Origin of the sequence: Coprococcus sp. TM115-187 (assembly GCF_027679115.1) — a bacterium.
In the GTDB taxonomy this organism is placed as follows: Bacteria; Bacillota; Clostridia; order Lachnospirales; family Lachnospiraceae; genus Allocoprococcus; species Allocoprococcus comes.
The window spans coordinates 81,193-100,520 of sequence record NZ_JAQEKS010000006.1 but is presented as its reverse complement, the minus strand read 5'-3'; the positions used below and the strand labels follow the sequence as shown (position 1 = coordinate 100,520).

At 44.9% G+C, this 19,328-nt stretch carries 17 protein-coding genes; 1 reads left to right on the top strand and 16 read right to left on the bottom strand.

Annotation, left to right across the window (positions count from 1 at the left end; genetic code table 11):
- Nucleotides 1–3: 3 nt before the first annotated feature.
- The 16 genes from PGW42_RS06540 to PGW42_RS06465 all read right to left on the bottom strand — a co-directional run bounded on the left by PGW42_RS06540 (nucleotide 4) and on the right by PGW42_RS06465 (nucleotide 18,018).
- Nucleotides 4–867, bottom strand: a complete 864-nt coding sequence (locus tag PGW42_RS06540) for a 4Fe-4S binding protein (RefSeq protein ID WP_270203327.1) — start codon at nucleotides 865–867, stop codon at nucleotides 4–6.
- A 10-nt stretch (nucleotides 868–877) separates the two neighbouring features.
- Nucleotides 878–1,312, bottom strand: coding sequence for an FMN-binding protein (locus tag PGW42_RS06535; protein ID WP_270203305.1), 435 nt, complete (start codon nucleotides 1,310–1,312; stop codon nucleotides 878–880).
- A gap of 2 nt (nucleotides 1,313–1,314) precedes the next feature.
- On the bottom strand, nucleotides 1,315–3,084 hold the full coding sequence (locus PGW42_RS06530; protein ID WP_270203304.1) for an FMN-binding protein: 1,770 nt from the start codon (nucleotides 3,082–3,084) through the stop codon (nucleotides 1,315–1,317).
- 28 nt (nucleotides 3,085–3,112) lie between these two features.
- Complete coding sequence (locus PGW42_RS06525) at nucleotides 3,113–4,204, bottom strand: FAD:protein FMN transferase (protein ID WP_270203303.1); 1,092 nt, start codon at nucleotides 4,202–4,204, stop codon at nucleotides 3,113–3,115.
- Between the two features lie 177 nt (nucleotides 4,205–4,381).
- A complete protein-coding gene (locus PGW42_RS06520; protein WP_270203302.1) occupies nucleotides 4,382–4,906 on the bottom strand; it encodes a GNAT family N-acetyltransferase in 525 nt (174 codons plus the stop codon).
- Nucleotides 4,907–4,915: 9 nt separating this feature from the next.
- Complete coding sequence (locus tag PGW42_RS06515; protein ID WP_117557104.1) at nucleotides 4,916–6,067, bottom strand: double-cubane-cluster-containing anaerobic reductase; 1,152 nt, start codon at nucleotides 6,065–6,067, stop codon at nucleotides 4,916–4,918.
- A 5-nt stretch (nucleotides 6,068–6,072) separates the two neighbouring features.
- Nucleotides 6,073–6,843 (bottom strand): acyl-CoA dehydratase activase, encoded by a 771-nt coding sequence (locus tag PGW42_RS06510; protein WP_195502256.1) that lies wholly within the window; start codon nucleotides 6,841–6,843, stop codon nucleotides 6,073–6,075.
- 248 nt (nucleotides 6,844–7,091) lie between these two features.
- Entirely contained in the window at nucleotides 7,092–7,838 is a 747-nt protein-coding gene (truA, locus tag PGW42_RS06505; protein ID WP_270203301.1) for a tRNA pseudouridine(38-40) synthase TruA, read from the bottom strand.
- An 11-nt stretch (nucleotides 7,839–7,849) separates the two neighbouring features.
- Nucleotides 7,850–8,674, bottom strand: a complete 825-nt coding sequence (locus tag PGW42_RS06500; RefSeq protein WP_270203300.1) for an energy-coupling factor transporter transmembrane component T family protein — start codon at nucleotides 8,672–8,674, stop codon at nucleotides 7,850–7,852.
- On the bottom strand, nucleotides 8,671–9,534 hold the full coding sequence (locus PGW42_RS06495; RefSeq protein ID WP_270203299.1) for an energy-coupling factor transporter ATPase: 864 nt from the start codon (nucleotides 9,532–9,534) through the stop codon (nucleotides 8,671–8,673). The genes PGW42_RS06500 and PGW42_RS06495 overlap by 4 nt, the downstream gene beginning before the upstream one ends.
- Nucleotides 9,519–10,370, bottom strand: coding sequence for an energy-coupling factor transporter ATPase (locus PGW42_RS06490; RefSeq protein ID WP_118217488.1), 852 nt, complete (start codon nucleotides 10,368–10,370; stop codon nucleotides 9,519–9,521). Before PGW42_RS06490 ends, PGW42_RS06495 begins: the two co-directional genes overlap by 16 nt.
- A 140-nt stretch (nucleotides 10,371–10,510) precedes the next feature.
- Complete coding sequence (locus tag PGW42_RS06485; protein ID WP_117557112.1) at nucleotides 10,511–11,200, bottom strand: GTP pyrophosphokinase; 690 nt, start codon at nucleotides 11,198–11,200, stop codon at nucleotides 10,511–10,513.
- Nucleotides 11,201–11,289: 89 nt separating this feature from the next.
- Nucleotides 11,290–12,933, bottom strand: coding sequence for a PucR family transcriptional regulator (locus PGW42_RS06480; RefSeq protein WP_117557114.1), 1,644 nt, complete (start codon nucleotides 12,931–12,933; stop codon nucleotides 11,290–11,292).
- Between the two features lie 178 nt (nucleotides 12,934–13,111).
- Complete coding sequence (locus PGW42_RS06475) at nucleotides 13,112–13,519, bottom strand: hypothetical protein (protein WP_270203298.1); 408 nt, start codon at nucleotides 13,517–13,519, stop codon at nucleotides 13,112–13,114.
- A gap of 16 nt (nucleotides 13,520–13,535) precedes the next feature.
- Nucleotides 13,536–15,389, bottom strand: coding sequence for an ATP-dependent helicase (locus PGW42_RS06470; protein WP_270203297.1), 1,854 nt, complete (start codon nucleotides 15,387–15,389; stop codon nucleotides 13,536–13,538).
- Nucleotides 15,310–18,018, bottom strand: a complete 2,709-nt coding sequence (locus tag PGW42_RS06465) for a DEAD/DEAH box helicase (RefSeq protein WP_270203296.1) — start codon at nucleotides 18,016–18,018, stop codon at nucleotides 15,310–15,312. Before PGW42_RS06465 ends, PGW42_RS06470 begins: the two co-directional genes overlap by 80 nt.
- 276 nt (nucleotides 18,019–18,294) lie before the next feature.
- Between PGW42_RS06465 and PGW42_RS06460 the strand changes: the two genes are divergently transcribed.
- Nucleotides 18,295–19,233: a phosphate ABC transporter substrate-binding protein gene (locus PGW42_RS06460; RefSeq protein WP_117557120.1), complete on the top strand. Its 939-nt coding sequence runs from the start codon at nucleotides 18,295–18,297 to the stop codon at nucleotides 19,231–19,233.
- The last annotated feature ends 95 nt before the right edge of the window (nucleotides 19,234–19,328 follow it).

Genomic DNA, 19,328 nt, shown 5'->3' with positions numbered 1-19,328 from the left:
CTTCTATACACCAAGCCAGAGCAGAAGCGCCAGTAAGATCGCCGCCCGCAAAATCGTAAACCAGAATTCATTTCCGCGAATTCCTTTTACACCGGTATGAATATTTCCTTTCGGACAGGTATCAATACATTTCTGACACTGGAAACAGTCACCTTCTACCCTCGGCGATCCATCTTCCGGAAGTCCGATGTTAGAAGGACATTTCTTTGTACATGCCTTACATCCTTTGATGCAGTTTTCCCGGTCTCTGTGAAGTGCGAAAAACGGAAAGACCGGAAGCAGGGAAAACACAGCTCCCATCGGGCAGAAATTTCTGCAGAAAAACCGTTCTTCAAAACACATTCCCACGAGGATCAGAACCAGAAGAACGAGTCCCACCAGATATCCGCCAAGCTTAAAGTTGCCGGCATGGAGCATGGAAAATACATCCCACGGACTGGTTCCTTTTGCTTTGCTGTAGACGCCTGCAAAGCACAAGATTGAAATCAGTGCCAGTACAATATATTTCAGATAGCAGAGTTTTTCTGTCCACGCTTCTGCAATCTGAAACGGTTTCTTTTTCATTTTTTTACAGATCCACACATAGAGTGCATGCACGCCGTCTCCCAGCGTACCGAATGCACAGGCAAATCCGCAGAAGAATCTTCCGAACAGGATCGTATAAATGCAGATCACAACCATCACTGTCACGAAAGAGGTCATGGCAACCTTTTCCCCTGCACCGATCTGTGTAAAGATGTATTTCACTCCGGCAAATGCCGCTGTATACACAGATGGGATAAACAGGAAATACAGTATCTGGATCAATGCTCTCAGCCATATATGTAATTTTTTTATATCTTTCGCCGTTAAATTATGAATATCCATCTTTTTCACGTTACTTTACCGCCTTTTCCAGAGCCTGTTCCGATGCATTTTTGATTCCGGTCGAGCTAAATGTCGCACCGCTGATCGTATCTACATCTGCGTTTTGTGCATCGATGATCTTCGGAATAATATCTTTTGCCATGGAAAGATATGCTCCGTCTTCTTTTTCCGCAGATACCACATTGATTTCCGCGATCTTGCTTTTCTCAATCTTTACTTCTACCTGAATCGTTCCGCCAAATCCATCGGCTTCCCCGGTATAGGTTCCGTCCTTGTAGTTTGTGGAACCTCCATTTTCGCTGTCTGATTGTCTGTTTCCGGCAACCTGTGCGGAAAGCCGGGCGATCTCGTCTTCTTTTGCACGGGCATCCAGCACCGAATTGTATCCAAGAAGAATCCCCACGATCGCGAGCATACTTACCAGTCTTACCCAGAATTCTCTCATTGTTATTCAGCCTCCATATCTGTCGGTCTTTCTGCTGCTTCCAGTACTTTTTTGCATCCTTCCAGGATTGCATTGGAAGAGCAGGTTGCACGGGAAACAGTATCAATATCCTCCGGCATTCCTTTATCTATGATCTGGGATACCACACCTTTTATGCTTGAAGTACCATTTGCCGCTCTCTTAATATAGCTGTCATTACTGCTTGCGCCATCGCCTGTGATATCCGTAATTGACACAATTTTATCGTTGCGGATCTCCACCGACATTGTCAACTCATACTCTTCAAAGTCTTCGTCTTCATCCGGCGTACACGGAACGGTCACTTCATAAGTTCCACTGACATATTTTGTATTTTCTTTGTCTTTTCCATCTTTTGATTCCAGCTGAGCAATTGCTGTTTTCAGCTTTTCTACTGCTTTATCAACAATAGTCTGTTTTGTTTCCTCAAGTGCTTCTTGTGCGTCCGCAAGTCTGGTCTGCAGAACTGCCCAGCTTGTTTCTGTGTATTTATCTTCTTCCAACTTTTCTGCTCTCTCGATCAGCTCTTTCAGATCAGTCAGATCCGGCTTCTCATCAATGGGTTCTCCATTTGTCACTTTCTCAGCCTGTTTCAGTGCATTCTTGATTGCATTTAACAGTCCTTTGGAACTGTAGGTTGCCCCGGACACGGTATCTACGTCATCTGTCGTCTGTGTCTTGATCACTTTCTTCACAATATCCATTGCCCGATTGAAGAACGCCTCATCATCGGAGTTTTCTGTGATCAGGATCGCTTTGATCGTCTTTTCCTGGATCACGACTGCAACGGATACATCGCCGCTGTAGCCTTCTGCTGTTCCGTAATAGATTCCTTCCTTGTACGGAACGGTTCCGGTCACAGTAGAATTATTGTCGTCTGACGAACCATTGTTATTACTGTTATTACTATCGTTATCCTGTGTGCCATCCGATGTCCCGTTTACCGCCGCCTGGCTCAGCGCATCCCGCACTGCCTGAATAATTCCGACCGAACTGTAGGTTGCCCCGGACACCGTATCCACATTGGTGCTCTGCTTCGCGATAATAGAATCGATCAGAGAAGCTGCTTTGGAAATGTAATCGCTTCCGTCACTGTTCTCCACGATCTGGATGGATGCGATCTTTCCTCCGCTGATTTCTACCATAACCTTCAGTGGACCGCCAAATCCGGTTCCTGAACCGTAGTAGGTTCCATCCTTATATGCTGCCGCATCCTCTACTTTTGCCACACTGGTCGAACTTCCTGCTGCCGCCGCTGTCTGTCCGGACTGTGCCTGTCCTGTCGTGCTGTTATCCTTTTCCCCGGTCAGCGCATTTTTCACCGCACTGATGATTCCTCTGGAACTGAAAGTTGCTCCCGATACAGTATCCACATCCAGTGTCTGTCCTTCGATAATCTTGTCGATCACTGCTTTTGCCCGTGAAAAAAATGCCTCATCATCGGAAGAACTCAGAATGTCAATCGAAACAATCTGCTTATCCTTGATCTGTACCGATACGGTAATGTCTCCTGCATACCCGGTTCCGGTTCCTTTATATACGCCATCCTCCAGATCAAACGAACCTTTGGCTGCTGTCTTTTTTTCTTCTTTCTTCTCTTTTGTCTCTTCTTTTATCGGTGTTTCTTCCTGCGTCGCTGCATAGACCGGCGCTTCATATCCGCTTAAGGAGCCTGCCACGCACGCCGTAACCAGTGCAACTGAAAGAACGGGTGCAAACGGTTTTAATTTTTTACCGGTTTCTTTGATGTCCATCTCTCATTATCCTCTCATTTCACGCAAATTATTTCGTAATAACCTTCATGTCAAGATCCGTTGTAAAGCTGTCTTTCAGACCTTCTGTCACATAAATCGTTCCGTCATCTGTCTCAAGGATCGCCTCAAACTCATCACTGTGCGCCTTCCAGAACTCTGCCGCTTTTTCTTCTCCCATGATAAAAAGTGAGGTAGAAAGTCCGTCTGCAAGGGTTCCGTCCGAGCTTACGATCGTGACAGATACCAGTCCGTTCTCTGCCGGATATCCGGTCTTTGGATCAATAATGTGATGATAGGTCACACCATCCTGTTCAAAATAGCGTTCATATCCACCAGATGTGATCACCGCTTTATCCCGAATGGATAAAACTCCCAGATAATCCTCTGTGTCGTCCGGACTCTGTACCGCAACCCGCCAGTTGCTTCCGTCTGTCTTGGTTCCAAGTGCCTGTACATTTCCACCCAGATTTACCAGACCACTTGTAATCCCGTTTTCTTTGAAAATATCCATAATCCGCGAAGAAGTATAGCCTTTTGCAATTCCTCCAAGGTCGATTTTCATCTGGTCATCTTCAAAAGAGATTTCTCTTGTATCCTTATCGTATGAGATCTTCGCTGCATCCACATGCTTCAGAAGCCCTGTCAGTTCGTCAGCTGACGGGACACGGAAATTCTGTGTCGGAAATCCCCACGCCTCCATAACCGGATAAATTGCGATATCAAATGCCCCATCCGTTTCCTTATTCAGTTCCAGTGCGCGCTTCACAAGATATCCGGCATCTTCTGAAAGTGTTGCACTTTTCTGTTCATTCAGTTTCGCAATCTCACTGTCTGCATTTCCCGTTGATAAAAGTGTATCTAATCTTTCAATCTCTGCTTCAGCGGCATCCACCGCATCCTGTGCTTTTTCTCCATATGCTGTCACTGTCATATAGGTATCCATTGCAAAAATGTCTTTTGATGCCTCGGTATCCTGAGAGGTTCGTTCTGTACTTTCCTTCGAACTGGCTGTTCCTTCACTATTTTTACTCTTTGTTGTATTCTGACCACCTTGACCGCATCCACCCGCGAATACAGATGCGCACAGACAGACCACAATGATTTTATTTTTGAATTTCATTCTGTTTCCTCTTGTTTACATTCTCTAACTTAGAATAGTTTATATTACCGAAAGTTAGTATGTCAACATTGAAGTTGTTAGTTAAGAAACTTTCTCATTTTACAATTCATACTTGTATTCAAAAAGAGCTTATGGAAAATGTTTCATTACATTTTCCATAAGCTCTTTTGCTTTTTTCTAAGATTCTAATGTTTTACTCATAACATATCTTCGTTGCCCGCCATACTTCTTTGTCTCGAGAACTGTCTTCATCCCAAGCTTTTCCATATTGCGAAAACTATATATATTATCCGGATGAACTGTTGCCATCAGATACCGCATCTGCTTATTTTTTACGATTTCTTCTGCCCGACAGAAAAGCTCATATTGCAGTCCGTATCCCTGATACCCCGGTTCCACAACAGTAATCTCCAGATGCGCAACCCGCTTCATTTCTCCCCTGGAAATCTTCAGATATTCTCCCAGGTTGTCCTCTGCCATTCCGGGAATACGGACAATCATGATCGCTGCAGTCTGTCCATTCTTCTTTGCCAAGAGGGTAAATCCTTCCTCGCGGATATGCTTTGCAAGAAATTCTTCATTCTCTGCCTCAAACCATTCTTTCACGGGAACAATTTCTCCGGCAAGCTTTACCATACGACAAATTTCAGGAAGATCCTCCTCATTCGCCCTGCGGAACTGAAACTCATCTTTCTTCGTCATACTCTCCATTTACAGCATCTCAACAAACGCAGCAAGTCTGGTATTCAGCTGTCCGATGTCTGCCTGAGAGTAATCGGTTTCCACACTGATATACGGAATTCCCTTTTCACCTGTCACAAACTTGCGGATCGTATTGGTCTCCACATTGTATGTATGACATGCCTGAAGGATCATATCCACTACACCGTCTACCTGATATTCATCGATCAGTCTTCCAAGAAGCTCCAGACGGTTCGGGTTCGGTGTCATAACCGAACATCCGATGTTGAGATATCTTCTTGCAATTGCATCATAAATATCCTCTGCATCTTCATCCACCATCTTATCGATTGATTTGGCACCGCTGCAGTTCTCAAAAGTCACAACAATACCGCCATTGTCTTCTACTGCTCGGATCACTTTTTCTGTTGCTCCTCCGATCGGACATCCTGTGATCAGAATACGCGGTTTCTTCTCTTCCATCTTGCCTTCTGCATATTCTTTTTCAATCTTCGCAGTAAGAGCATCCACTTCGCCCGGGATCAGGGAACGGTCAAATTTGAAGGTGCTTCCGTACAGAACTTTGAACAGATCCTGTCCTTTGATCGGAGCCGGATCATGTTTCATCACTTCATAAAGTTTCTTTAAGGACTGGCGTGCCTGATTCTCTGTCTTTACAGCTTCACGGATCTGCTCTTCCGTGATCGTCACGCCAAATTTCTGTTCCAGATATTCCTTGAAACGGATGATCTCGCCTTTCCAGAGCTGAAGTCCCGGTTCTCTCTGGCTATTCGGAAGTTCCATGATAAATACATCTTTGAATTCTGACATATATTCATACATCTTCTTCTTTCCATCACAGGTTGTTTCCCCAACTACTACGTCTGAGAAATAGAAGAATGGACATTTGTCTGTCTTTGCAAATCCATAACTTGATTTGATCAGCGGACAGAGATTCTTCGGAAGATCCTTTTCTGCCTCCGGAATCGTCTCGTCCGAAGTCGAGCAAAGGCTTACGCATCCTGCTCCCATCGCCATTGCAATCTCTTTCGGGAAATATGTACAGTAAGATCCCACAACTGGGACCCCTTTCTCTTTTAACTCCTTGACAGCCAGAAACGATTTCTGTCTCTGCTCTGCAAATTCCTCAAATACCTCTGGTAAATCTTTAATCAGTTCCATCTTCATTATCTCCTTCTGTCTTTCTTTTCTCTGGCAAGAAGTGCTGCCCCGTATGCCCCCGCAAAACGGCCAAACTCTTCTGATTCCACTTTCTGATCCAGCTTGTCTGACAGGATTCCTGTGAAATAAATGCTGTGACTGAGTCCTCCGGTCAGGATCACTCTGTCTCCAAGTTCCTTTTTCTGCGCAAGCTGCACTACTTTATTGGCAACAGAATCTACAACTCCGGCCGCGATATCTTCACGCTTTTTTCCTTCTCCGATATAGTTGATCACCTCAGATTCGGCAAATACCGTACAAAGTGAGCTGATCGGAATAACTTCTCCTGCTGCCGCCATATCAAATAATTCATTGATCGTAACACCCAGGCGGTTCGCCATGATCTCCAGAAACTTTCCGGTTCCCGCCGAACATTTATCATTCATCTGGAAATCGGCTACCATTCCATTCTGTACAACGATCACCTTCGTATCCTGTCCTCCCACATCAATGATCGAACAGTCCCCCCCTGCAAGCTCACGCCCACCTCTGGCATGGCAGGTAATCTCTGTAATTACATGATCTGCAAAATCAACTGCGATTCTTCCATATCCTGTAGCAACTACCTTTGTATCATCTGAGGTAACATCTATCCCCATCTCAAGCAGCTTATTCTTGATCTTTTCGCACGTCTCTTTGCTGCTCCATCCTGTCGGCAGTACGAAATGTTCTTTCTTATCTCCTTCAACAACAACCTTGGATGCTGTTGATCCGATATCAATTCCTACATAATTCATATTTTTTCCCTTTTCTCTCTTTAATGACATGATGTTTCTATGCTGTTTTCCCAAAATGCCTCTGATTATTAGGATAACATTTTCACAATATTTCTTCAATAAAACTGCCTGTTTTACTTATTGTTTATCCGAATAGGTTAACTTCTCTATAGTTTTTTTCTATCGCAAAATTTCCTCCGATATGTAGTACCTTCTATTCGGAATTTCCTGTTAAAAAAATGAGCCTGCCTAAAAAGCAGACTCATGCACTATTCTTCATTCTGATAGCGGATTTCCATCAGGCAGAGTCCCTGCGGCGGTGCCGTGACCGCTTCCCTGGTTCTTTCTCCGCCTTCCAAAAGTTCCTTTACCTTTTCCGGTTCGTAAAATCCTCTTCCGACACGCACCAGTACTCCGGCTATGATGCGCACCATGTTATACAAAAATCCATTTCCCGTAATCCGGATCGTAATATGCTCTCCGCTTTGCAGAATCTGCAAATCCGTGATTGTCCGCACCGTTGTCTTTGCATTAGTACGGATACAGCAAAATGGTGCAAAATCGTGTTCTCCTACCAGATAAGCCGCTCCCCGCCTCATCTGCTCCACGTCCAGATCAAAACTTACAAAGTAATTATAAAGCCTCTCTGTCGGAATCGGCACTTTTGTATTGATGATGTGATATTCATAGATTTTCAGAGTATCCTGATAACGCGGATGCCAGTTAAGATCCACCTCATCTGATTTTACAACTACAATATCTTTCGGAAGACGCTGATTCAGGGCATAAGAAAAACGTTCTGCCGGTATCCTGCTTTCCGTGTCAAACACAGCAATATTTCCTCTTGCATGAACCCCGGAATCCGTCCGGCTCGCCCCTGTCACCTGAATCTCTTCTCCGGTGAGCTTGCAGATTGCCTTATTCAGCACTTCCTCAATCGTAATTCCATTTGGCTGGATCTGCCAGCCACAATAATTTGTTCCATCATAAGCCACTGTTAATCTGATTCTTCTCATCTTCTGACTCCTTAAAAGATCCACAGCTTGAATGGAACATATCTTCCAACAACAAATGCGATCACCACATACAGGATCGTAATCAGGTATGCCATGTGGTCAGCACTTTTATAAATCAGAGGTTTCATCTTGCTTCTGCCATTGCCGCCGCGATAACATCTTGCTTCCATTGCCATTGCAAGATCATTGGCACGGCGGAATGCGGATACAAAAAGCGGAACCAGGATCGGAATCATTGCCTTTGCCTTCTGGATCAGATTTCCACTTTCCATATCCGCACCTCTGGCAATCTGTGCCTTCATGATCTTATCCGTCTCCTCCAGAAGAATCGGAATAAAACGAAGTGCGATCGACATCATCATCGAAATCTCGTGCACCGGTACATGGAGCTTATTCAACGGGTGAAGAAGCTTCTCCAGTCCGTCTGTCAGTGAATTCGGTGTAGTTGTCAGTGTCATAAGTGAGGATCCCATGATCAAATAGATCAGCCGGATCGCCATATAAACCGCTGTGCTTAAGCCGTACTCCGTGATCTTGATAAAGCCCACATGGACCAGTGTTTCTCCGCCCGGTGTCAGAAATAAGTTAAATCCTACTGTGATCAGAAGCAGAATGATAATTGGCTTCAGTCCTCTGACAATAAATTTAAACGGTACCTTCGACAGCTTAATGCATCCAAACAGGAACACAGTCGCAAGTACATATCCCAAAATACTTTTAAATGTAAAAAGAGAAATCAGGTACAGCAGTGTGCATACAATCTTCACACGCGGATCCAGCTTATGGATACGGCTGTCAGCCGGATAATATTGTCCAATTGTTATGTCTCGAATCATTTGGCTGTCCTCTCCTTCTTCAGTGCTTTCATAATGCCATCCGCTGCTTCTTCTATCGTGGTTGCATCTGTCGGAACATCCATTCCCTTTTCCTTCATCTCATGCATGATGTACGTTACCTGTGGTGCTGCAAGTCCCACACTTTCCAGTTCTTTGTAGTGTGCAAACACCTTCTTTGGCACATCATTAAACATGACGCTGCCTTTATTCATCACAATAATACGATCCACATATTTTGCAATATCTTCCATACTGTGGGAAACTAAAATGACAGTCATATCTGCTTTTTCGTGCAGATAGGCAATCTGATCCAGGATCTCATCTCTTCCCTTCGGATCCAGTCCTGCAGTCGGTTCATCCAGAACCAGTACCTTCGGACGCATTGCCAGTACACCTGCGATCGCCGCACGTCTTTTCTGTCCGCCTGACAGATCAAACGGGGAATGATCGTAATATTTTTCTTTGAGACCAACAAGCTGCAATGCCTCTCTTGCCCGCTTTTCACATTCTTCCGGTGAAAGTCCCTGATTCTTCGGTCCAAAACAGACATCCTGAAGTACATTGACCTCAAAAAGCTGATGCTCCGGATACTGAAAGACCAGCCCGACCTGATTTCGCAGCTCACGTAAGTTATAGTTTTCTCCGTAAATATTCTCTCCGTTGTAATAAAGTGCTCCGCTTGTCGCCTTGATCAGTCCGTTCAGGTGCTGGATCAGTGTCGATTTACCGGAGCCGGTGTGACCAATGATCCCGACAAATTCACCGTGTGGAATTTCCAGGGATACATCCTTCAGCGCATGCTTTTCATATGCAGTTCCTTCACTATATACATAATTGATATGTTCTAATTTAATCGACATAATATCTCCACCAATTCTTCCTTCTTCAAAACTCCCGCCGGAATATCAAGTCCTCTTTTTCTCAGTTCATCAGCAAGGATCGTCACCTGCGGCACATCCAGTCTGTAGTGCTTTAAAGTATCCACCTGTGAAAAGATTTCTCTCGGTGTTCCCTGCATTACCACATGACCGTGATCCATTACGAATACGTGGTCTGCATCTACAACCTCTTCCATATAATGGGTGATCAGAATCACCGTAATGTGTTCTCTTTTTCTCAGCTCCATCACACTTCGAAGTACTTCTTTTCTTCCATTCGGATCCAGCATCGCAGTTGGCTCATCCAGTACAATACACTTTGGACGCATTGCCATGACACCGGCGATCGCAACCCTCTGCTTTTGCCCCCCGGACAATTTATTCGGTGAATGGTGACGGTATTCAATCATCCCAACCGCTTTCAGGCTGTCTTCCACTCTCTGCCAGATCTCCTCTGTCGGCACGCCCAGGTTCTCCGGACCAAATCCCACGTCTTCCTCAACGACCGTTCCTATGATCTGATTATCCGGATTCTGGAATACCATTCCGGCGCTCTGACGTACATCCCACAGATGCTCTTCTTCCTTCGTGTCCATTCCGTCTACCCACATGGTTCCGTCAGACGGAACCAGCAGGGCATTCATATGCTTTGCAAGTGTAGACTTCCCAGAGCCATTATGCCCCAGGATCGCAATAAACTGTCCCGGCTCGATATCCAGCGATACCTCATCAATAGCGCGGCTTTTCCCTATAATATTGCCTTCTTCGTCACGCTTTGCATATTCAAATACAAGTTTATCTGTCTTAATCATTTTCATAGTATTTCCTCATATCCATTCTGTAATATATCTGTCCATACTGTACTAGATTATAACCTAACTGCAATGCCTATGCAATTGATTTCCTGATTGTATCAAAAAAAGAATGCGCCTTCGCACATTCTTTCCCTGTGTTTCTACTACATTTTTTCAATCTTATCCCTGAGTTTCAGCATTTTTGCATCCAGCTCAGAAATTTCATCTGCATAGGTTTTTAATTCCTTTGCAACCTCTTCATTCTCTGTCTTCTTATAAAATATCTGGTACTCGAGCACAGACCAGTAATCCATTGCCACCGTACGGAGTTGGATCTCCACCTTTTCCTTCAGTGGTCCTTTGGATGAATAAATTGGGACCTCCACGATCATGTGAAGACTCTTGTATCCGTTCTTTTTGGGATTCTTAATATAATCTTTCTCACGGATGATCTGTACATCTCCCTGCGCTTTCAGACGGTCTGCGACCTCGTACACTTCATCTTCAAATGGACAGACCACGCGGATTCCGATCAAATCCTTCAGTTCTGCTCTTGCCGTGTCAAAATCCGGCTCCAGGCCTTTCCGGATCAGTTTTGTATAAATACTCTCTGCCGTCTTCACTCTGCTGCTGATCTGGTTGATCACAATATGGCGTTTCTTGCGCGAAAGATCTGCATTTATCATATTCAGCTTTGCTGTAAGAAGATCGATTGCAGCTCTGCATCTGAGCTGATACTTCTGATCCTGAAGCGAACGGTCTATCTCTGCAATCTCTTTTGCAGCCTCTGTCCGGATCAGCTTTTCAGGGCACTTATTTTTCTGCTTTATCTTTGCCTTCTGTTTCTTTGGCATAGGCATCTCCCTCTTTGTCTTTTTTTTCACACAATATACATTGTATCATCTTTTGCCCTGAAAATCATCAATTCTTGTTCAAGGAAACGTTAAATTTTTTCTTCCAGATTCAAAAAGCGCAGTAAAAGCTCTGCATTCATCCGTGCAATATTATCGCTCCAGTCAATCTGCAGAAGTTCGTTTACCTTGTCGATCCTCTTCCTGATCGTATTGATATGTACATATAATTTTTCAGCCGTTGCGCTGTAGTTCATATTATTTTCCAGATATACTTTTAAAGTCTTTAAAAGCTCGATATTCTTTTCATCTTTCAGGAGTACACTGTAAGTCGAGAGCATATGAGTAAGCTCTTCTTCCGGAATATCCAGCCATGCAAGTGCACCAAGCTGAGAATACTCCCATGCAAAAAGGCTTGGATAAATCATTTTCCCCATATTCAGTGCTTTCTGACATTTCTCTATGCTCTGACGGATATGCCCAAGAGAAGCGGCATCCAGTGAATAACCAAATTCCAGTGCCGTCTCCGGACAGCTCTTCAGAACTCTTCTCCGGAATTCTTCCAGAAGTGCAAGGATATGACCTTTCTCCCAGCCTTCTTCTCTGTCTTCCAAAAAAAGAATTCCCACATTTTCTCCGATCATTGCGATTCTGGCATATTTGATCAGACTGCTTTTCCTGTAAGCCTCAAGGATCTCTTTTCTCCGGTTTGGAAGTTCTTCCTGATTGTCCGCGCGCCGGAACAATACATACCTGTATTTTGTACTCATGGAAATTCCCTGTACATTCGCCTGAAACATCATCTTCTGTGTATCATCTTCCGTTGCACTCAAAGCGTATAACACAAAGTTCTCAAATCCGATATTTCCCATGTTCTGTGCCGCTACGATCTGCTCATATAATCCCTGCAGCATCAGATAGGCAATCCGGATACTGTACTCATCATAATAATCCAGGAATTCCCGCGCTTCCATCACGGCAAAATACGCCTGTACACTTCCATTTACAGAAATCGGGACCCGTATCCAGCTGATTCTCGGTCCCTCCTGGTGACTCTGATTCACAAGACGGTATCTCACCATGTCCATGTAATCACAAAGCGTATGCCGGGTATACGGCATTGACGGCTCCCAGAAATCCTCTGTTTCAAGTCCGAATCCTTTCGCTATCTTCTGAAAATTCATCGAACTGTAATACGCCTCTTCTTCTACAAAATCATATAAAAATGCCGGGAAACCCATCTCAGCCTCCATCGCCTGCAGGATCCGCTTGATCTTCTGCTCTTTATATGAAAAATTCGACATCTGAAATGTCATATGACTGGTATTGATCCGCAGCCTGCGTATGGTCCGGTTCAGCACAGCAGTATTAATCTGGCTCATCACTTCCATCCATGGTGCTGAAAATGGCATGGAGATAAGGGGCACCTCATACTGATCAAAAAGCTCCAGTATCTCCTCCGGTATTTTCTCCAGATATCGTTCTCTTTTGATCATCATTCCCGCTGATTTCTGGACACTTCCCTCCCGGAATGCTTTTTCAATACAATCCGGTTCCTTTGCAATAACGTACCCTGATGAAAGTACCAGTTCCTTCCCTTTTGTCCAGTGGAATGCATCCGGTGCCTCCATAACTGTGATCCCCTGGATCTCACGGTGCAGTCCCTTTGCCCCCGCCAGAACGTAAAAATCCTTAAAATATTCCTGCGATAATAATTCCTGTATTGCGATACCCATTTCTGTCTCCTGCCTGACTGCACTTATCCCCCTCACACAGTCTGTTTTTCTCCTATTTTCTCAGTGTAACATTCATGAAAATTCTTGTCAAATCCAGTCACACACTTACTTTTTTTCCTCATAAAAATCCCGGAAACCTCACGGCTCCGGGACCTTTTTTCTTTACTTTTTCTTGTTCTTATTCACCCTCATACATCGGTGCATATGGTTCTCTGTCCTGCGCATCGAATTCGTCCTGAATTTCTTTTCGCAGTTCCGGCTGTGTATACAGGTCATATGCTGTTGCTGCAATGACTTTCGCTGCGTAAAATGCACCTTTCTGTCCGATCGTGCTTCCGGCAGATGCACAGCTCTGCCAGGTATGCGGTGCAACACCAACCGGCCAGCAAACTGCAGTAAAGAGGTTCATCGGCATCATCTGGCTCACATCTCCACTATCCGAAGAAGCAGTAAGCGGTGCTTTTTCCCAGGCATTTCTGGAAACAACGCCATCTGCTAATGCCTTTTCTTTTGCTTCATACATTCTCTGATCTCTATCTTTGATAGCCGGATCAACGGTAGCCTGCAACTGTCTTGCAAATTCCATTTCCTCTTCCGTTTTTCTATAAGCCTTTCAAAACTTCCACTTCGCCAAATGCTTTCAGAAATTGTTTTTTCCCATATCCCGGAAATTCCAGTTCGATCATCATCTCGTCCTCAGAAATAATCTCCCCTTCCCCGTACTTCGGATGTCTGCCTTTTCGCTCTGGCTTCCGTGTTTCTTTCTGTTCTTCTTCCTCCTGCTTTTTCTCCCTGATCAGCTTCCGCGTATCTTTCCGCAGTTTCTGCAGATTCGCTTTCCGCGACTCACTTCCCGGCTTTTCTTCCCATTCAAGCAGCTCCTCCGGCAGCATCCGCAGATAATTGCTTGGTGTCTCAAATGTCCCCGGGATCGTCGGATTTGTATAATAGGAAAGTTCCAGATTCTTCCTTGCACGGGTCAGTCCTACGAAGAACAGACGGCGCTCCTCTTCTTCCTGTTCTATGCTTTTGCAGCGAAGCGGGATCAGTCCCTGATTCATTCCGATGATGAATACATAGTCAAATTCCAGACCTTTTGAGGCGTGCAGTGTCATAAGATGAACTGCGTCTTCTTCCTCCGTCTGTCGTTCTGTATCTGCCGCTTTTTCCATCGTATGTTCGCCTGAAACCGCATTCAGCTTCCCTTCTGCAACATACTCCCGGATCATATGAGGTCTTTCCGGAACCGGATCCTCATCCTCTTTCTGTTTTGCCGGAAGAACATAAGAAAGTTCTGCTCTTTCAAATACTTTTTCCAGAATATCTGCCTGCTTCTGCACCCGGTAGAAAACCGCAATCTCCCGGTAAGGAAGTCCCTGCTCATGAAGCTCACGGATCCGCTCTGTCAGATACTCTGCCTCGATAAATGGATCATAATGATTCCTTACCAGAATCTTCTCCCCTCTTTCGCCACTTCCCTCAATCTTTCCTCCAAACTGAAGAAAACGGTTCGCCGCTTCCAGGATCACTTCATCGGACCGGTAGTTAACCGGCAGAGTCAGTTCTTTTGCGCCAAATCTGTGCTTGATCAGGAAGAACATATTCGGTCCGGTTCCTCTCCAGCTGTAGATCACCTGATTCGGATCCCCCACCGCAAAAAAGTGGGTCTGTGTGCCTTTTAACGCCTCCAGAAATTTCAGCTGTTTTTCGTCACTGTCCTGTACCTCATCGACAATGATCCACTTAAGATCCAGCACCTCTTCCTGCTCTTTTGCCACCTGCGTTCCTTCTTCCAGAAGATCTGCAAAAGACATTTTATTCTGCTGTCTTTTTGCCTTCTCAAGAAGCGGAAAGATCTGAAACAGATCATCTTTGTATTTTCCCTGTGTTCTTCCTTTCCGATATGCCGCGTAATCCTCTTCCATCCGCTTTTTCAGACGGTTCTGGTATTTGATCTTATAACTGCCTTCTTTTGCGATGGCAAGCACCATTTCCATTTCATCTTCCGGTGTGATAACGGTAAATTCCCGGTTCCATTCTTCCAATTTTGTTCCGTCTTCTGCCTTTTCCGGAAGAAATCTTCGCAGAATCCTTAAGGCAACACTGTGAAAGGTTCCAAATCCCCACAGTTCTTCTTCCGTAAGCTCTGCTTCCTTTTTGGATAGACGTTCTGCGATCTCATCTGCCGCCTTGTTGGTAAAGGTAAGCACTGCCATTTTCTCATACGAAACCTGCTTTTTCTCATGCAGATGCCGCACTTTCTCGATCAGCACTGTTGTCTTTCCGCTCCCTACATTTGCATTTACCAGACATGCCGGGCTTTCATCCAGCACCGCCTCCTGCTGGTAAGGATTTAAAGTTTTTATTTCTTCTATATTATTCATTTCCAAGCTGTTCATCATATCGCCTTTGCAAACGGTCTCTCTTCTTCTGTCGTTCTTTTTTCTCCTGCTCATCCATTTTCGCTTCATACCGTACCCGAATCTGCATATCCGCCGGACAGATCACATGATACCGCAAGGTATTGGTCAGACTTTGGAGGTTATCCGGCTCCATCAGCCATTTTGCATAAAATTCATTTTCCATCGTCAGGATCAGCTTGTGTCCTTCTGTACTGACTTTTTTAATGGTCTTCAGGAACTGCCCGCCTGCCTCGCCATTTTTGACCACGGCATAACAGACCTTCTCCCACTCATCCGGCAGATTGAAGAAAGAAAATTCTTTCCGGATCACAGGCTGTGGCTCTTTGATATTTTTCTTCAGATAAACCGGCGGTTCGCTCTCTTCCAGAAGATTATCAAGTCCCCACAGAACCGTCTTCTTATCCAGATTGTAGTCACCTACGCATGCCGGACAGCCATCCTCACACGGACAGCCGCTGACCATTTTAATCGCACTTTCCAGAATTTCCGGAATCAGATCATATATCTTCTCCGAATAACCAAGTCCGCCCTCATATTTGTCATAAATGAAGAGGGACACCTTTTCCTCCCGGAACTCATCCGGAATGGTCGCATTGTTGGACATGGTCACATCGATATCATCCCGTTCCGTCATCGTCACCATCATTACCGCATTTTTGATCGCATACTGCATTCCGTCAAAATGATTGTTCAGCACCAGCTCTCCCATCCGATTTGGCAAAAGAAGACTCCGGTAGACTCTGACAACATTCTCCGGCATCGTAAGCCAGGTGCTTTCCGTGCCATAATCCTTCTGAAGCGGCTGTGTCAGCGTCACATAGCCCAGATTCTGATGGTTATGGAACTGCAGTTTCTTGTACATAGCAATGATTTCGTTTACATTGATATCTCCAAAACGGATTTCCGTCCTATGATACGCGTCCTCCTGAAATACATGCAGGATACGCGTCTCTTCCTGTCCTGCCGGTACCGTATAATAATCCCCTGTAAACGGAATGGCGTAAGCTGTCCGGCTGACCAGATCCATCTTCGTGATCTCATAGGATGCACCATCATGCATATATACAGCACCCGGATGGATCTCATGGTATGCCTGGGATTCGTCCATCTCCGTGATCTCATGTCCGTCCTCCTGCGCGAGCAGCTTGAACCTGGTCTTGTCCATATTACGCAGGCTGTAATCCCCTGCCGGAAATGCAGGTCCCGCCCAGGCAAATCTTCCGGCAAGGCTTTTTACTTCTCCGGCGCTTAAAAGCACCGGGATCATTTCTCCAAGATCCGGAAAAAGCGCAATATCATCCAGTGAAAGTGGCATCTCAGCAGCCGCTGCGCGCAGATGTGCAAGCTCGATCAGAAGATTGTCCGGATCCACGATCGCATTTTCACTTTCTCTTGAGAACAGCCATTCCGGATCGATGGCAATGTACTGGTCAAACGGTTCATTTTCCAGGATCAGATAATTGACACAGGCACTGCCGCTTCGTCCGGCACGTCCACTCTGTTGCCAGAAGGACGCCCTTGTCCCCGGATAACCGACGATCACAGTTGCATCCAGCTTTCCGATGTCGATCCCAAGCTCCAGTGCATTCGTCGATACCAGCCCGGCCAGTTCTCCTTCCGTCATCTTCCGCTCAATCTCTTTTCGCTCCAGCGGGGTATAACCGCCACGGTATCCTGCGATCAGATCTGCCGGATTCTTGCCGTCCACCCGCGCCATTCCAAGAAATCCGGCAGCATCTAATTTATCCTTTGCTTCTTTTAGAATAACTTCTACATTTCTTCTGGATCGTCCAAAGGTGATAAAATGATGATCCTCTTCCACCAGCTCCGGTATCAGTCCGGCTGCCACGGTTGACGCCGCAATCCTTCCGTATACTTTGTCATTATTCCCCTTGATCTCCGGCGGCTGGATAATACAGTATTCCTTCTCCGGTGCCGGCGATCCATCCCGGTCAATCAGCGTAAATCCGCTTCCACAGATCTTTTCGGCAAGCTCTACCGGATTGGCGATCGTCGCGGAGCTGCACAGAAAATGCGGATTCGAATGGTAATACCGGCAAATCCGGTGCATCCTCCGAAAAATATTTGCCAGATGTGCTCCGAAAGCACCTCGGTAAGAATGAAGCTCATCGATCACTACATATCGTAAATTTGCAAAAATCGCGTCAAACCCGTAATTGCTGTGATTCGGAAGGAATGCCGAGTTCAGCATCTCCGGATTGGTCAGGATAATATTTGCACTCTTGCGAATCCTTGTCCGCTCGGCAGGTTTGGTATCTCCATCGTACACGCCTGCTGAAACTCTTCCCTCTCCGAAAAATTTCAAAATCGACTGCATCGCGCGGTACTGGTCACTTGCCAGTGCCTTGGTCGGGTAAATAAAAATCGCACGTGTCAGCGGGTCTTCCAGAATTTCCTGCAATACCGGGAGCAGAAAGGCAAGCGTCTTTCCACTTGCCGTCGAAGTCGTAATAACCACATTTTCCCCGGCTCTGACCTTCTCAAACATCTCAACCTGATGTGCATAGAGTCTGGAAATATGGTTGCTTTCCAGATATCCCCGGATTTCTTCCCGGAACTCCTCCGGGTAGTCCCGGTACAATGGCTCCCTTTTCTTCATTTTTCTTGTATAAATGATCAGCTTTTTAATTTCTTCCGTCATGAATTCCTCCATAATTTAAAAAATGTGCACCTATGGCACGCAATACCTTTTATTTCACAGGAAGTTCCCGTAGAATAAAAACCAAACACATATTCGTACGTACAGTATAGCATGGCTTTCCCATTCCTTCCATAGATATTTAGTGTATAGATATATTCTATATCATTCATGTAAATTATCTATAAAAAATGTTGTCCATGCAACATACATTTTATTAAAAGAATGTTAAATTTATATTTTAGATATGTAAATTTTATTCAGGGAGGAATACATACAATGAAAAAGAGATTTTTATCAATCGCTCTTACACTTGCTATGGTATCATCTATGGCAGTAGGATGCGGAAGCAGCAAGTCAGATTCTGCTGACAGCAAAAAAGAAGAGGGTGCAAAGACAGAAGCTTCTGCCGATACAGAAAGCAACCAGATCTTATTTAACGGATCTTCTACTTTAGCACCGGTTATCACTTCTATGGCTACTACTTTCTTTGATACTTATGGAACATGGGATGCATATGATTCATCTCTTCCAAAAGAAGATATCGCAATTTACGTTTCAGCAGGCGGATCCGGACAGGGAACCAAAGCCGTTATCGATGGAACTGCAACATTTGGTATGGTTGCAAGAAGCGTAAAGGATGAAGAAAAAGAAGCAATCAAAGATGAAAAAGAATACCAGGTTGGTATCGATGCTCTGACGATCGCAGTAAACCCGGCTAATCCAGTAAATGATGTTCTTGATAACCTTACAACGGAACAGATCGTAGGACTTTTCTCCGGCGAATATGCTACATGGAAAGATCTTGACTCATCTCTTCCTGACGAAGAAGTTGTTGTTATTACACGTGATATCAACGGTGGAGCTCACGAAGTATTCCAGAAGAATATCATGGGTGACACAGAAGTAAAAGCAGATGCGATCCAGGCTTCTTCTATGGGTGAACTTGTTCAGGATATCATTGATAACCAGTACGCAATCGGATATGCTTCATTTGGTGTTGCTAACCAGAATGAAGGAAAAGTAACTCCACTGAAAGTAAACGGTGTTGCTGCAACAAAAGAAAACATTCTTGATGGATCTTACATCATCCAGAGACCACTTCTTCTTGTAGGTTCTGGTGATCCGACAGATGTACAGCAGGCTTTCATTGATTACGTTCTTGGTGATGAAGGACAGAAAACTGTAGAAGATATGGGATTCATTCCTATGAAATAATCTTCCGATATTGAAGGGGTGTGCAAAGACACACCCCTTTTTCTTGCTATATGTCGCTGGTTAATCCCAGGGGTCAATTTTGATTTGTATCCGGA